This is a genomic window from Paenibacillus sp. FSL R7-0652 (assembly GCF_038595045.1).
Lineage (GTDB): Bacteria > Bacillota > Bacilli > Paenibacillales > Paenibacillaceae > Paenibacillus.
Genome location: NZ_CP152001.1, coordinates 3180141 through 3195482, shown reverse-complemented (window position 1 = coordinate 3195482; position 15342 = coordinate 3180141). Strand labels below are relative to the sequence as shown.

At 44.6% G+C, this 15342-nt stretch carries 13 protein-coding genes; 5 read left to right on the top strand and 8 right to left on the bottom strand.

The genetic code is table 11. From position 1 onward, the window contains the following. The first annotated feature begins 30 nt into the window (after nt 1-30). Both MKY97_RS14435 and MKY97_RS14430 read left to right on the top strand, forming a co-directional pair. The gene (locus MKY97_RS14435; RefSeq protein ID WP_342556085.1) at nt 31-1233 is read left to right on the top strand and encodes an MFS transporter; all 1203 of its coding nucleotides are present in this window, start codon (nt 31-33) and stop codon (nt 1231-1233) included. Then, on the top strand, nt 1220-1867 hold the full coding sequence (locus MKY97_RS14430) for a TetR/AcrR family transcriptional regulator (RefSeq protein ID WP_342556084.1): 648 nt from the start codon (nt 1220-1222) through the stop codon (nt 1865-1867). The genes MKY97_RS14435 and MKY97_RS14430 overlap by 14 nt, the downstream gene beginning before the upstream one ends. Before the next feature lie 188 nt (nt 1868-2055). Here the strand turns inward: MKY97_RS14430 and MKY97_RS14425 are convergent, their stop codons facing one another. Further along, nucleotides 2056-3093, bottom strand: a complete 1038-nt coding sequence (locus MKY97_RS14425; protein WP_342556083.1) for a 2-dehydropantoate 2-reductase — start codon at nt 3091-3093, stop codon at nt 2056-2058. A gap of 13 nt (nt 3094-3106) precedes the next feature. Then, nucleotides 3107-3853, bottom strand: a complete 747-nt coding sequence (locus MKY97_RS14420; RefSeq protein ID WP_342556082.1) for an acetoacetate decarboxylase — start codon at nt 3851-3853, stop codon at nt 3107-3109. Between the two features lie 164 nt (nt 3854-4017). Between MKY97_RS14420 and MKY97_RS14415 the strand changes: the two genes are divergently transcribed. Both MKY97_RS14415 and arr read left to right on the top strand, forming a co-directional pair. Beyond that, the gene (locus MKY97_RS14415; RefSeq protein WP_342556081.1) at nt 4018-4902 is read left to right on the top strand and encodes a LysR family transcriptional regulator; all 885 of its coding nucleotides are present in this window, start codon (nt 4018-4020) and stop codon (nt 4900-4902) included. 316 nt (nt 4903-5218) lie between these two features. Then, nucleotides 5219-5635 carry an NAD(+)--rifampin ADP-ribosyltransferase gene (gene arr / locus MKY97_RS14410; RefSeq protein ID WP_342556080.1) on the top strand — a complete coding sequence of 139 codons (417 nt, stop codon included), beginning with the start codon at nt 5219-5221 and terminating at the stop codon, nt 5633-5635. A gap of 1 nt (nt 5636) precedes the next feature. Here arr and MKY97_RS14405 read toward each other — a convergent pair whose 3' ends face one another. The 4 genes from MKY97_RS14405 to MKY97_RS14390 all read right to left on the bottom strand — a co-directional run bounded on the left by MKY97_RS14405 (nt 5637) and on the right by MKY97_RS14390 (nt 10395). Beyond that, entirely contained in the window at nt 5637-6815 is a 1179-nt protein-coding gene (locus MKY97_RS14405) for an MFS transporter (RefSeq protein WP_342556336.1), read from the bottom strand. A 142-nt stretch (nt 6816-6957) separates the two neighbouring features. Next, complete coding sequence (locus MKY97_RS14400; protein WP_342556335.1) at nt 6958-7260, bottom strand: metalloregulator ArsR/SmtB family transcription factor; 303 nt, start codon at nt 7258-7260, stop codon at nt 6958-6960. 210 nt (nt 7261-7470) lie between these two features. Next, entirely contained in the window at nt 7471-8715 is a 1245-nt protein-coding gene (locus tag MKY97_RS14395; protein ID WP_342556079.1) for an MFS transporter, read from the bottom strand. Nucleotides 8716-8718: 3 nt separating this feature from the next. Beyond that, nucleotides 8719-10395, bottom strand: a complete 1677-nt coding sequence (locus MKY97_RS14390) for a family 43 glycosylhydrolase (RefSeq protein WP_342556078.1) — start codon at nt 10393-10395, stop codon at nt 8719-8721. Nucleotides 10396-10696: 301 nt separating this feature from the next. Here MKY97_RS14390 and MKY97_RS14385 point away from each other — a divergent pair, with 301 nt between their 5' ends. Next, on the top strand, nt 10697-11608 hold the full coding sequence (locus tag MKY97_RS14385) for an AraC family transcriptional regulator (RefSeq protein WP_342556077.1): 912 nt from the start codon (nt 10697-10699) through the stop codon (nt 11606-11608). A gap of 171 nt (nt 11609-11779) precedes the next feature. Here MKY97_RS14385 and ascB read toward each other — a convergent pair whose 3' ends face one another. Next, on the bottom strand, nt 11780-13246 hold the full coding sequence (ascB, locus tag MKY97_RS14380; RefSeq protein ID WP_342556076.1) for a 6-phospho-beta-glucosidase: 1467 nt from the start codon (nt 13244-13246) through the stop codon (nt 11780-11782). Between the two features lie 87 nt (nt 13247-13333). Continuing rightward, on the bottom strand, nt 13334-15316 hold the full coding sequence (locus tag MKY97_RS14375) for a beta-glucoside-specific PTS transporter subunit IIABC (protein WP_342556075.1): 1983 nt from the start codon (nt 15314-15316) through the stop codon (nt 13334-13336). Nucleotides 15317-15342 lie beyond the last annotated feature (26 nt).

Sequence of the window (15342 nt, the reverse complement as noted above, 5' to 3'; positions counted from 1 at the left end):
TACATGATGGAGAAGGAGAAATGTAAACGTATGCGTACGATGACACAATCCACCCGCTTTCCGATGTTTATTTTGATGTTAAATCTGTTTATTGCTTTGCTCGGACAAGGGATGCTGATTCCGATATTACCGGAGTATCTCAAGCTGTTCCATGCAGGAGGCACCGTTGCCGGATTTTTGGTCGCGGCCTTTGGCGCAGCTCAGTTTCTATTTTCTCCCCTAGGAGGACAATGGGCTGACCGTTTTGGACGCAAAAAGCTGATTATGGCAGGTATGTTTCTGGTTGTCGTGTCTGATCTTATTTTTGCGGTATCCACATCTCTCCCTCTTCTCTATATCGCTCGTTTTATCGGGGGAATCAGTCTAGGTCTGATGGTTCCAGCCAATCTGGCTTATGTGGCCGATATTACAACGCCGGAGACCCGTGCCAAGGGGATGGGTTATTTTGGTGCATCGATGAACCTGGGTATGGTACTTGGGCCTGGTCTTGGCGGTTTTATTGCCGAGATGGGTGTACGTATGCCGTATTTCGTTGCTTCCGGTTTGGGTTTGGTTGCGGCACTGCTCACCCTGCTCTTGCCAGAGACTCTTCCACCTGAAAAGAGAACGACCTCAACGTCGAAGAATAAAGGGTTCACAATAGGCGAGCAAATCCGGAGTTCGTTCAAGGTCCCTTATTTCGGATACTTGTTGATTATTCTTGCGATGACCTTTGGTCTGATGAGTTATGAGACGGTCTTCTCGCTATTTGCGGAGTATAAATACGGTTTTAATGCTTCAACCATCTCCATTATCATTACGATGGGAGCGATTATCGGCATCGTGGTCCAAATCTGGCTGCTGGACTTTTTTGTGAAACGCTTGGGCGAAATCAAACTCATCCGTCTGTCCTTAATCATGACCCCTATTGCTCTTCTGCTCATGTTAATTAAGGTAAGTCTGGTATTTCTGTTATTTGCATCGGCGCTTTATTTTGCATTTAATGCATTCCTTCGACCAACCGTCAGCTCCCTGATATCCAAAAGCGCGGGGGATCGTCAAGGTTATGCATCCGGCCTGAATACGACGTATTCGAGCTTAGGTACCGTGTTTGGACCCCTGGCTGCCGGTCTACTGTTTGACAAAAACGTGAACTTTCCGTATATTTTTGGTGCCTTTATGTTACTGGCGGCATTATCACTTACGATGAGCACACAACGTTCGAAGAAAGGAAAACGATATGCAGGCGAATGAAAATTGGCATCAGCAGTTAAAAAATCAGAATCGGGATGAACTGATCGAAGCGGGCAAGCAGCTTTTTCTAAAGCACGGTCTGCTTCAAGTGAAAATCAAAGACATTTGTGCCGAAGCGAATCTAAGCCGAGTGACCTTCTATAAACATTTCCAATCGATCGATGAGCTGCTGCTTACCATTCAGATGCAGTTGGTTGAATCCATGACACAGTATGTCGGACAGGCTGCAACCCCAAATGGTAGTGGGCATGAACAGCTTGCAGCAATGCTGAACGCATGGGTTTCTTTTGCTAAGGAAAATCCGGACCATATTCGTTTTATTCAATTATTTGATATCAATTATGAGGTGGTTCATTTTCAGCCGGAATTAAAGGATACCTATGAACGGTTTATCCAAAACGGTAAAGAGAACCACTTCCTGCTTCAAGCATTGATTTCAGGAGCTGCCGACGGCAGTATCCGTAATGCGACCCCTCCGCTTAAGCTGGCGCAGTTCATATTTACGGTGATGATGGGTATGCTGCAGAAGATGTTTACACACCGATCTCATGAACTTCATCAGCTGGATGATCAGATGACGAGACAGTTAGTTGATATGCTGCTGCATTATGCTGGCAATGAGGACAAAGGGTAGTTAATTTGTGGAGCAGGATTAGACCGTTTGAACAACGATGCCTGAGATAGACTTGGCAAAATAAAGAAGCCCTCCCTAACATGTTTACATCTTGTGCTCATGTGGTAGGAAAGGCTTTTTTATATGTGTTCTATCTGTTATTTGTCTTATTTGTGTTATGAGTTCGTAATTACATCAAGCTTCAAGCTTTAGACCCGTGACATATTCAAAAGCTGTTCAAAAGCTTGGATGTTGGTTTTAAACTCAGGTACGTTGCGTGCTTCTTCTGCGGCTTCGACCAGTTGAACGACCATATCATTATACGGCGTTGCAATCCCGGTACCTTTAGCCTTGCTCGAAACTACACCGTTGATATAGTGAATCTCCGTGTTACGTTGTTTCTCCAGATCCTGCAGCATGCTCGCCTTAAGCAGTCTGGATGGTTCCATTACATGACGTAACGTTTCAATACGTGCGGGGATATCATTTCCGCTCTGCAGCTCCAGTGAAGCCATATCGAATCCGTTCATGGTGACAAAAGAAACACCGTTTGCATGTCCGACCTTGATCGTTTCGTCGATGATATGAACAGCACTTCGAATGCCCGCTTCATGATCCAGAATATCTCCATACGTGCCATTCAGTGCAGCGGACAAGCCGCTAAAAGCATTGTTGATCAGCAGTTTTGACCATTTCGTCCCTACCAGGTTATCCGAAATATGTGTACCACCAACGAGATCCAGCACTTCCTTTACACGCTGAATTCGCTCGGTCGTCTCCCCGTTCAATTCCCCGATCTGGAATGCGTACTGCTTGAATTGAGGATACGCCGTGGTCAGACTGGATACGCCAGGTTCCATGAATGTAGCGCCAAACTCCACCGAACCCGCGATAACTCGCTGCGCACCAACGATAGATGCCACGTTATCTTCCGGAATCCCGTTTTGCAGAGAACATACGACACTGTCCTCATGCAGATATGGAAGCAGTTCTTTTAACACAGACTCATTGTAGAGCTGTTTCGTTAATAATAATATTAGATCATACTGCCCTGACTTTTGATCAGGAGTGATGGCTTTTACTTTCGCCTGGAACTCAGTCGTACCGATTACTTTCGCTCCTGTCTGATTAAGTGCATCGACATGTTCCTGATAGGCATCAATTAACTCCACGTCCATTCCGCCATCTGCCAGATAAGCTCCAACGATGGTTCCAAGTGAACCCGCACCTACAATTGCAATTCTCATATATGCTGCCTCCTTATTTTTCTTCCAGATAGTTGTATACAGGTTGTGCTGCATTCAAAGTTAAGTTCGTCAGGATGTGGGAAGCAGACACGACTTCAAGCACCGGCAGATCAGCTAAAGGCGCAAGTGCATGCTCAAACAGCTGCAGCCGAGCCGGGCCTGTCCACGCTTCCTTCACCTCGATATCGGTAATTTGGGTACGAATCAAGTCGCAGATGCGAAGATTGCCTGTATAATCCGTGGCGATTTTGATCATAAAGTTGGGACGGCAGATTTCTTTTTTTGCAAGCTCTTTATCCATCTCCACATGTTTGAAACCCATCGTTGCGGTGGCTGCTCGCAGTGATCCATAGTCGAGTGTGCCCACAAGTGTGTCAGAGTCTGTGTACAGCTTGGGAGCACCAAGCTTTTTCGGATATGCGGTCAACTCTCGGCCGCTGGCGATCGCAGGGAAGTTATCCACGTACATCGAATGCACATAATCCCCTTCTTCTCCATTGAACTGAACCGGGATGACCTGTCCAGCTTCCGTGTATGCACCAAGTCCGGAGACGTCCGGCATCCACATCACTTCGAATTTCACCAAGGGTTCGGTGATTTGCAATGGCTCAGGAACAGCTGCCCGCAGAGCCTGTTCATCCGTTCGATAGATGATGTTCAGATATTCGCGGTTGACGAATTTATAAGGTGGCATCGGATATGCCGGAGCAGTTAAAGGGGTATTCAGGTTTTTAGCAATATTGTTTACATCGATTTTCATGAAAAAGACACCTGCCTTTGCATCAAGTTATTGGGGTATTGGTTTAAATGTAATTTGAATTTGTTGATTTGCTTATAAAAAAAGTCTACATCATTCTTTAAATTTAATATAATACATAATAAGTACTATATATATTTATTGAAATAAATAAGGAGTGCATACCAATGGAGCTTCTCCAGCTAAAATATTTTCAAACGGTGGCTTACACAGAACATATCTCAAAAGCTGCTGCCCAATTAAACATTGCTCAACCTTCGTTAAGTCTCACGATTAAGCGGCTGGAAGACGAAATGGGTACTCCCCTTTTTCATCGGAAAGGCAGAAACATTGAGCTGAATGCCGCTGGAGAAATTCTGCTGAAACATGTGAACCGCATTTTTGTTGAGCTGGAGAATGCCAAGCTGGCCATTACGGAAAAAGAGGATGAACTGTCAAGGTTGATCCGGATCTCCATCTCCAATTCAAGATTTCTATCAGGTCTGATACGTGAGTATATCGAAGTTTTCCCCGATTCCCAGCTTCATCAAGGTATTGCAAGCCGAAATGACATTATTACACAGCTAAAAAAAGGAGACGTGGATCTGGGGATCACCGGCTACCCTGTTCAGGATGAGGAAATCGACAGCCGTGTGCTGGTCGAGGAGGACATTGTGCTTGTCCTGCCTGCTGATCATGCTTATGGCAGTGAACAGCAAATCTCATTACATGCCGCTGCGAGTGAACCTTTTCTTTCTCTCGCCAATAACGATGAATACCGACGTTTCACCATGATGCTGTGTGAAAGGGCAGGTTTTGTTCCCCATTTGGCATTCGAGGTCGATTCTCATACGTTGGTCGAGATCATCAGACTGGATCGGGGGGTTGCACTGCTGCCTGTCTCTGTCTGTCGTAATCTTGGACTGCACTATGTGCCGATCGCTGACGATGCTGCCGTATATCCGATCAGCTTGTCATGGATGAAACATCGAAACCTCTCTTCATCATTGGAGCAATTCCATCATTTTATTATCTCGTATTACGCTTCCAATGCCCCGATGTTTAAGGTGTAATATAAAAAATAATCCGATGGCAGATAATGGATGCAGCCCAAGTGTTTCGGCTGACTGCTGTTCGTATTAAAAACAAAAAAAGCCGCTAAGTTAGCGGCTTAATGGAAACAATTATGGTCCGTTCAACAGGACAGTATCTTCTACTAGTGAATGCTTTACATTAATGATTTCAACACAAAGATGAGACATATCGGCTCGATCATCTTTCCTCTACTCTAATTATAACGTTTACGAAAATAGAATAACAGACTGTTTTTTCACCGATGCCTGCACTATACTGCTAAATACAAATCCAATAAAAAAGAGGTGTTTCGGCATGGATGACACAAAGAATATTTTGGATCAAGGCCCTTTTTTCCACGGTACCAAAGCAGAACTAAACATTGGCGATTTATTAGAGCCGCAATTTTTATCCAATTATCAAGACAAGAAGTCGAATCACATCTACTTCACCGGAACCTTAAATGCTGCTAAATGGGGTGCTGAATTAGCACGATCTGATTCAAAAGAACGAATTTACATCGTAGAACCCTTAGGAGATTTCGAAAATGATCCCAACGTAACGGATAAACGGTTCCCTGGAAACCCGACCCGATCCTATCGATCCAAATCCCCACTAAAGATCGTCGCTGAATTAGGTTCATGGGAACGACACACGGATGAAGAAATTGATCATATGACTTCATCTCTGAAAAAGTTAAGTGATGAAGGTAAAAATGTGATCTATGATTGATTCACCCTAGTTCATGATTGACATTGGCTTGTTTAACGACATTTACTTGATTAAGAACGATCAACGCCATAACTGCGATCGCAATCCCGCCAGCACCAATCCAGGTTATCGATGAGAGAGAGAACGTTTCAATAGCGATTCCTCCCATGCCAGCACCCGCGGCCATAGCAAGCTGCATCATGGACTGATTAAGACTAAGCATAACCCCTGAAGCTTCCGGTTCAATGGTTGTTAAATGATATTGCTGCGTTGGACCGGATGACCAGGCGGAAAAGGACCACAACAAAAGTACGAGCATTACGCCCACTAACGTATGAGTTACAATAGACAACAGAATCAGCATGAGAATATGCAGTGCAAATCCACTGAATAATGTTCGATTAACTCCCCACCGATCCGCACTGAAGCCCCCAAGTTTGGAACCAATCATGCTTGCTATACCAAATATGAGTAAAGCTCCACTGAGATATTGTTCATTTAATTCTGAAACGTGAAGTAAGTAGGGTGAAAGATAGGTATAAGCAATTGAGTATCCTCCCAGCCAGAAGAAAGTGATCGCCAATCCTAATGCGACTTTAGGTTTTTTCAACAGCCTCAGCTGCTGCTTAAGCGGCACAGGCGCGTCCCCCTCAATACGGGGAATGACGAAAGAAAGAATGATCATAGCCAGCATTCCTAAAATCGCAATTCCTGCAAACATGGATTTCCAACCTAGAGTGTCGGCTGCAACTCTCCCGAGGGGGACACCAATGATTAATGACGCTGTGAAACCCATAACCACTGTAGCAATAGCACTTGCTTGTTTACCTGACGGTGCAATTTTAGCAGCAATGTTCAAAGCGGTGACCACGACAATTCCTGCTCCGATTGCCATCATGATCCGAGCAGCTGCAAAGAGTCCATATCCTGGCAGGACAAACGCAAGGATATTAGAAACAACAAATATCCCCATACTGATCATAATTAACTTTCTTCTGTCCATACTCGCGGTGAGTGCCATTAGGATTGGTGTACAAAGAGCATAAATCAAAGAAAAAATGGTGATTAACTGACCTGCTGCAGCCAGTGAGACATCAAAAGAGGCAGCCACTTTATCTAAAATACCCGATAAAGCATACTCGGAAGTACCGACTAAAAAACTGACTATGGCTAAAATGTAAACTTTCGAATGAGATGACATCAATTCAATCCACTCCTTAACGAATTTATAAATTGTTATATCTAAATTTGTAGATATAATGAAACATAAAAAGACATATTGGAAATTGTCGATATGAAGAGGTGAAGAAAAACTGAATTCCGGTTAAGAACTCAGTTGCAACTTACATATCACTCATCATATAACGAGTAAATTCAGCTATCGCTTCCTCGTCTCTCTGATAATACGTAAATTTGCCTATGCGTTTGGTTGTGATCAGCCCTGCCCGCTGCAATATCGTAAGATACTGGGAAGCGGTCGACTGCGTCATGTTAAGTTTGTCGGTGATTTGACTCACACACACCCCTACTTCATTCATATCCACTCCTTCATGGGGTTTGAAGTGTTCGTATGGTTCTTTGAGCCATTGTAAGATCTGAAATCTGGATTCATTCGAGACAGCTTTTAATATTTCAATTGGATTCATAACCATTATTATATCGATCTTTTGCGATATGTCAATTCGAAAAGGGTTAATTCATTTTTTTGTTAAACTTAAGAGCGTGAGATCAAATAATCGAGTAGGACGGGGCGGCTAGCCCCCGACCTCTCAAACCACCGTACGTACCGTTCGGTATGCAGCAGTTCATGAAATATTCCGTAGTGAGTTGTGAGCTTTGTTCCTATCCTTCGAGACTTATCTGGATACTGACTTGATCATCAGAATACAGATTCCTCCAAAGATAGACAGTACAAATGACATCATAAATATGGATGAGAAACCGATCTGTGAGATCAAAAATGCTGCGATTACTGGTGCAATGGCCTGTGTCAACGTATTGCCTAGGTTGTAGATACCCAGAAACAAACCAACACGGTTTTTGTCAGGGATAACGTTGAGGTTCAACAAGTTGTCCAGGGAGTTCCATATTCCCATCCCTAAACCAGCCAAAAAGGCATAGATAATAATTCCCGTGTCGTTTTGCAAAAAGTACAAACATAGTGCACCAATACCCAAAGATATGGTAGACAGACCGACAGGATACTTTAACACGTTAAACTTGTCCGATAGCGGTCCTGCGACAAATCCCATCAGTATACCGAAAATCAGCATGATGATATTGATTAACTGAATGGACTCTTGTGTGGACGAGCTATCTTTCTGAAGAAAGTCTGTCATGATAAACAGGAGATACCCCGTAATGGCAAAGTTTCCGATCCCTTGGGATAACTTCCCGATGAGAGCCAAGTAATAGTCCCGGCCAACAGACCATTTTGGAAAAACGGCCATCGCCTCTTTCAGGGACAGTTTCTGGCGAGTCGATGAATCCTCTCGATCCGTTGTTTCATGCAGATTGGATGGCTCACGGGCAATTAACGCTGCAATAAGTGTACCCACAAATGTGATAATACCAAAAATGATAAAGCCCAATCTGAATTGACCCAAAAAGAAAGCGGCCAGAATGGTGAATCCGTTATTGCCCAAAGCCATACCAAGGCCGCCGTATGCAGATGACGCAGAGCCTCTTCCTCCTTCTGGAGCCAAATCAATCCAGGCAACCATCGGTGCTACAATGAAGTTTAATGCCACTTGACCTATCATCCAGCTAAGGAGCAAAATCGGCACGTTTGGACTTATGGAGGCAAAGATCATGGCTAACATAAATACAAATGATCCAGCAACGAGCCAAGGAGTTCTCTTTCCAAAACGCGATCTTGTCCGATCTGACAAATAACCGGCCGCCATGTTGGATACAGCGGCTGCAATCATGCCGAGCGCTGAGAAAAGGGCTAAAATATTAATTTTATTCGCCGCATCTAGATGCTGGATCAGAGCCGGCAAAAACAAACTAGACATCGCAATATATGGTCCCAGCCAAGTGGCTGGTCCAATGATTAAACTTGGAATCAAACGTTTTAACGGGATTGTTCGGGTATTCATGTCCTACTTCCTCTCTAGATGCTGTTCATTTTTAACGGAATAGTATTTAAAATCTGCAAATGAATCATGCTGGTGGGCATCCACAGAGCCAATAAAATTAAATAATCCTGTAAAGCCACCAATTTCACCTGGCTCACCATTAACGCCTTCATCCGACAAATACGTTACATCAATTGCCCTCAGCAGTACTTGCCACTCCATCTGCTCTTCAAAACGATACAAAATGTCTGCAAAACCTTCATTGTAAACCAGTTTAAGTTCTACCTGATGTTCAGGCACAAGCACCTGATGATGGACATACTCGATACGTTCCCCAAGCTTCGCTTGAAGTACCGTGAGAATCATTCCTTCAGTCCGTTCGGAATATGTCAGATGCGCGTATAGCCAGTTATTTGAATCATAATAGAGTCCCAAGCCAGCCGTTTCGGAATAGTGATCTGCTTGAAACTGTACATGCGTCTTCAACTCATACTTGAAAGATGCAGCTCGTGTCGCCATAATGGCAGGATTGACTTGTGAAAACAAGGAATTTTGTCCGTAAATCCGCAAATGGCCTGGACGTTCCGTTGTGTTTACCCATTCCTCTTGCTGCTCTCGATAAGGTGTCATAAAATGCAGCCCTGGTTTCTCCTGGTCAAAATCGTCGAACACATCATGGGACACGCAGCCTGCACTCAATAAACCTGCCATTCCTTCGGTTTCCATCTTCGCCACATTGGAGCCGTCTTTCATCTGCAGCCATCCATCCTCTGTCCACTGCATTTTCTGAATGGAAGTCTCTCGCCCTAGCGGATTGAGAAGTTTTTCCTCCAATGGACGCGACATTAAATGAGCAATATACCACTCGCCGGTATGCGTTTCCACTAACGAGCCATGACCTGCCTTTTGCATGATAGAGTTCGGATTATACATCTCAAAATGTCCTGCATCCGGATCACCGAGTGAAAATAGATGCTGCGGTGAAGAAGTAATGATCGGTTCTCCAGATGGATGCGGCTCGTAAGGACCAAAGACATGCTTCGATCGTCCAATCTCGACACCGTGCGCATAACCTGTTCCACCAGCTGCTAAAAGCAAGTAATAGTATCCATTGCGTTTGTATAGTTGAGGTGCTTCTGCACATCCCCGTGTCGTGAAACCTTGCGTTACCCGGTGCCATGTACCGATGATTTTTCCACTGTCCATATCGAGCTCGGCAATGACAATATGCCCCGGAGCCTGGTACCCCGTGCGAGTCTCCCATTCCAGTATGGCAGCATAATGTTTACCGTCATCATCGTGATAAAGAGCAGGATCAAATCCGATGGAAGTGAGATAAATCGGTTCTGACCAAGGACCTGTAATATCTTCTGCCCACATGATATAAGAGTCAGCGTTAAATTCTCGCCCAGCCATATTGACCATATGGGAAAAGGTTAACCAATATTTTTGACTGGCAGCATCGTAAGACAGATGCGGAGCCCAGATACCCGCTGGTGTATTGGTTCCGCGCAGATTGATCTCACCTTTGTTCAAAGCTGATCCGATCTGCTCCCAATTCGCCAAATCACGGGACTGAAACAGTTGAATTCCGGGATTCCAATGAAAAGTAGAGGTTGCGATATAATACATTTCGCCAACACGAATAATGGACGGATCAGGAGCCATACCCGGTATGACTGGATTAATAATACGGTTCATATTCATTTTCCTTTCAAATAAAAATTGGTAATTATTGTTTCTAAGCTTGTTCTTTGAAGCGATTACAAATAAGCGCTTTCTTTTTCTTGACGTGTGAGTTTACCCATTTTGCTAAATTTATGTTCATTGATCACGATCACGGGTTTGGCTATAATAACAAAGGCATTCGTTCAATGAAGTGCAATCTCTGTCAGGAAAGCGGTTTCTCATCACTTGATACATATTATAAGCTCAATAAATCGATCAATTCGATTGTGTCAGTACAGATTAATTTACCCTTATCAAAGGTGGATTCAATTAAATGGAAATGAATAATCAGGATTATATGGTGGGTGACCGAACGGACCTTCTTCCACGGATTGATTGGAATATACGTTTTTTCGGTGCTCACAAACAGACGGTTCGTTCCGGATGGTCGATGACAAAAGAATTTCACCATGCTTTTGAAATTTTAATTGTGCTTGACGGAATGCAGGAAACCAAACTGGAGAGTGAGTCTTATGAGGTACATTGTGAGGATATTCTTCTCATCCCTCCTGGCTTTGAACATACAAACACGAACTTTTCACCTGCGTCGATGACCTATTTCTGTGCACATTTTGATGTGGATGAACCTGCGCTGCGTATGAAAATCATGAAGAATTGTGACTGGGTGTACACCCCTTCCAATCCGTCTTATAGCCGGTTAAGAGCTTGTATTCAGCAATGGCTTGATCTCTTTGACGATCCGGATATGACGGTATCCAGAGCTAAATTGAGAGCACAAATCGTTTTGTTTGAATTGTTGGGGATCTTAATCGACTTACAACCTGGGAATACAGAAACGCATGCGAATCAGTCGATGACCACGGCCAAACATGCCCGAGAAATTGCCGAGGCCATCAAAAGTCATTTCAGACAACAGGTGCGCGAAAAAAACGGTGACGCAGACGAGGATGATACAGTTCATATTCAACCGATTATCGCATCGTTAGGAATCAGTCCTAACTATGGATTGGAGATATTCCAAAAAATCTATCATATGTCTCCGCGAAAGTATCTGTCTGATCTGAAGCTCCAAGAAGCCAAGATGCTGCTGCAGCAGCCTGAGATATCCTTGACCGAGATAGCCCTGCGTTTGGGGTACAAAAATCTGTCCCATTTCAGCAGACAGTTTAAAAAGTGGACGCAGCTCAGCCCCACGGAATTTCGCAAACTAAAAGCGAAAACGTAATAAACTGCTTGCTGAAATTGGTGTATTCATGATTACGTGTCATATTCAGGTAACAAAAAAGGAGCGGCCTGTTTAGGCCCTCCTTCTTTTGCGCTGTATGACAAGATTAAAATCTTAGTGTGGATTTGTATCTCTTTTTATTTGAGGTTAGAAAGTATGAATTCCAGATGCTTAGAGGATATCTCCATTGGACTCAATCACTTGTTTGTACCAGTAGAATGAATCTTTGCGGGTTCTTTCAAGCGATCCATTGCCCGCGTTGTCCTGATCTACATAGATAAAGCCATAACGTTTACCCATTTCGGATGTAGAACAGCTGATGATATCAATGGGTCCCCAACTTGTGAAGCCCATCAGTTCCACACCGTCTGCCACTGCTTCTTTCATCTGTTCAATATGGCTGCGCAGGTAATCAATGCGATAAGGGTCATGCACAGATCCATCCTCTTCGAGCGTATCGGTAGCGCCGAGTCCGTTCTCTACAATAAAGAGCGGCATACGATATCGATCATACAACCGGTTCAGCGCGATGCGAAGGCCGATTGGATCGATTGGCCAGCCCCATTCTGTGGCTTTCAGATGCGGATTTTTGATCTGACTTACCAGCATACCGGAGTTGCTGTTGTCGTTCGGGTCGTATTTACCGATATACGTCATGTAATAACTGAAAGCAATAAAGTCCACCGTATTGTCGCGGATAATCGCATCATCCTCAGGCTCTTTCACCAGTTCAATGCCTTGTTCTTCAAAGTATCTCTGCATGTAAGACGGGTACTCTCCACGTGCCTGCACTTCCGGATAGAACAGGTTCATCTGATCTTCTTTCATGGTCTGCAGCACATCTTCCGGTTTGCTGGATGCAGCATATGTCTCCAGACGGCAGATCATGCAGCCAATCTGAGCGTTAGGCATTTTTTCTTTACCACTTTTCACAGCAAGCGCACTCGCTACAAACTGATGGTGTGTTGCCTGATAGGCTACCTGCTCCGGTGTACCTTTGATTTTATCTTCCAAAATGCCGCCGCCCGTGTACAAGCTGGTCAGCATCATATTCATCTCATTGAAGGTGATCCAGTATTTCACTTTGTCTTTGTAACGGTCGAACAATGTGTTCGCAAATTTCAAATACAGATCAATCATCTCACGGCTTTCCCAGCCGTTGTATTTGCGGGTTAACTCAATCGGCATTTCGTAGTGAGAGATTGTCACCAGCGGCTCAATGCCGTACTTCAACAGTTCGTCGAACACTTTATCGTAAAACGCAAGTCCGGCTTCGTTAGGAACGGTTTCTTCTCCTGTCGGGAAGATTCGCGGCCAAGCGATGGAAAGGCGGAATACCTTGAAGCCCATCTCGGCAAACAATGCAATATCTTCTTTGTAGCGATGGTAGAAATCGACGCCATTTCGTTTCGGGAAATACACATCCGTACTGCCGCTTAAATACTGCTCCAGTTCAACGGAGTTTACGTCAAAGGTAAAATCTTTGCCATCACGCTCCTCATGAGGAACATACGGTGCCATATCCGAGGTAGAAAGTCCCTTACCGTCAGCGTCAAATGCACCTTCCAGCTGATTAGCAGCCGTAGCTCCTCCCCACAAGAATCCTTTAGGGAATGCGTGTTTTGTTGTTTGTGTCATGATGGTTTCTCTCCTTTTTTGTGTAAATATAACGTTAAATTTTATAACTCGGTAAAATAGAAAGCCTTCATTCGTGTAGTAATAAACTTAACGAACGGTGAGCAGCAGCAATTCATTCAATGGAATCACCCCCTTCACCTTAACGGGAACTACATCAAGATAATCTGGCGTGTTGGCTACAATAATCGGGGTTGTTAGATCAATGCCGGCAGCTTGAATGCTTTCAAGATCAAACTCCAGCAGTAAATCTCCCTTGTTCACTCGTTGTCCGATAACAACCTTCTCTTCAAAAAACTTACCTTTTAGAGACACCGTGTTAAGTCCAACATGAATGAGAATGTCGATTCCGCTGTTGGATGTCAGCATAATCGCATGTTTGCTTTTGGCAATCATGGTTACTGTTCCATCAAAAGGTGCCGTTACACGTCCCTCTTTGGGATAAATCGCAATCCCTTTGCCCGTCATTTCTTCAGCAAATGTAGGATCAGGCAGTTCTTTAAGCAGCACCAGATCACCTGTTAGCGGGCTGAATATTTCGCCTTTCTTCTCCTCAATGGAATGAACGGTTACAGGCGGCGGTGAAAGTGCTTGATCAGGTTGTTTTGCTGATTCGGATGCTCCTGCAGTTAATGCTGTTGTCGTATCAGCTGCCGTCAATTCGGCTGCGCTTCCCTCCTCGGAAAGACCTGATACAGCGGGTAGAGTCATATTGGGTTCATCCCACTTGAGTAATAAGGTTACCGTAAAAGAAACGACAAAGCTGATGCCTACACCGATAAGCGCATACCAGAAATTGGACATCCCACCTCTTGGATCAATGTATAATGGCAGTGACAGCAGACCCGGAACGGCAAAACCGAAACATTTTAACCCTACCGCTGTAATAAATCCACCGCCGGCTGCTCCACCGATGATGGAAGCATAGAACGGTTTTTTGAGCTTCAGCGTTACACCGTACAGCGCCGGTTCCGTAATCCCCAGAAGAGCAGATATGCCGCTGGATAGCGCAATGGATTTCATCGATTTATCTTTTGTTTTCAGGAAAACCGCTGTGACTGCTCCGGCTTGACTCATATTGGCCACAAGATTGATCGGCAGCAGGAGGACATCATAACCGAGCTTGCTCAGATTCTGTAATGTTCCCGGGAAAAATGCATAATGCATACCCGTCATAACGATCACTGGCATAAGTCCGCCCAGCACGATTCCCGTTAATGGGCCCGAGTGAGCAAAGAGCCAGGATGTACCGATCTCCAGATAGATGCCAATGTAATTGCCAAGCGGCCCGATGGCGATTAACAGAATCGGAACGGTTATCACCAGCACGATCATTGAGGTAAATATCACTTTAACCGGACCAGGAATGAAACGATCCACCCAGCGATGTACATAACTAAGGAGCCATACACCAAGAATGATCGGGATCACGGACTGGGTATAATTGACGATCGACACTGGCAGAGATAGAAAACGAATCGGCTCCAGATGATTTTCCAGGTAAGCATTCAGAATGGTTGGATATAATAGTGTGCCTGCCAGGGTCAAGGCGATATATTCATTCACTTTAAATTTTCGTGCAGACGATACAGCCAGCAGGAAAGGTAAGAAATAAAAGGCTGCATTAGCGATTGACGCCAAAATCTGATATTCACCGCTGGTCTCCTGAATGGCTCCCAGGGTAACAAGCAATGCGAGAATCCCCTTCAACATTCCGGTACCTACAATCGCTGGAAGAATCGGGGTGAAAATACCCGAGATCGTGTCCAGTACGGCATTAAGACCTCTTGAACGCGGCGGTTCTGCTTCTCTCTCCGCTGCACCAGTTTGTTTCAACTGGTCCTCCAGCTCTTCATAGACGGCTGCAACCTTGTTGCCAATCACAACCTGGAACTGATCGTTTTGGAACTGTGCCCCAAGAACACCATCCAGTGCGCGAATCTGTTCAAGATGCACTTTCTTTTCTTCACACACATTAAAGCGCAATCGAGTGATACAATGCCAGGCTTGCGTAATATTTTCCCGCCCTCCTGTTAATCGGATAATCTCTTTGGACAACTCCCGGTGATCCATGCTGCTTCCTCCTTTTTTTGGCGAAA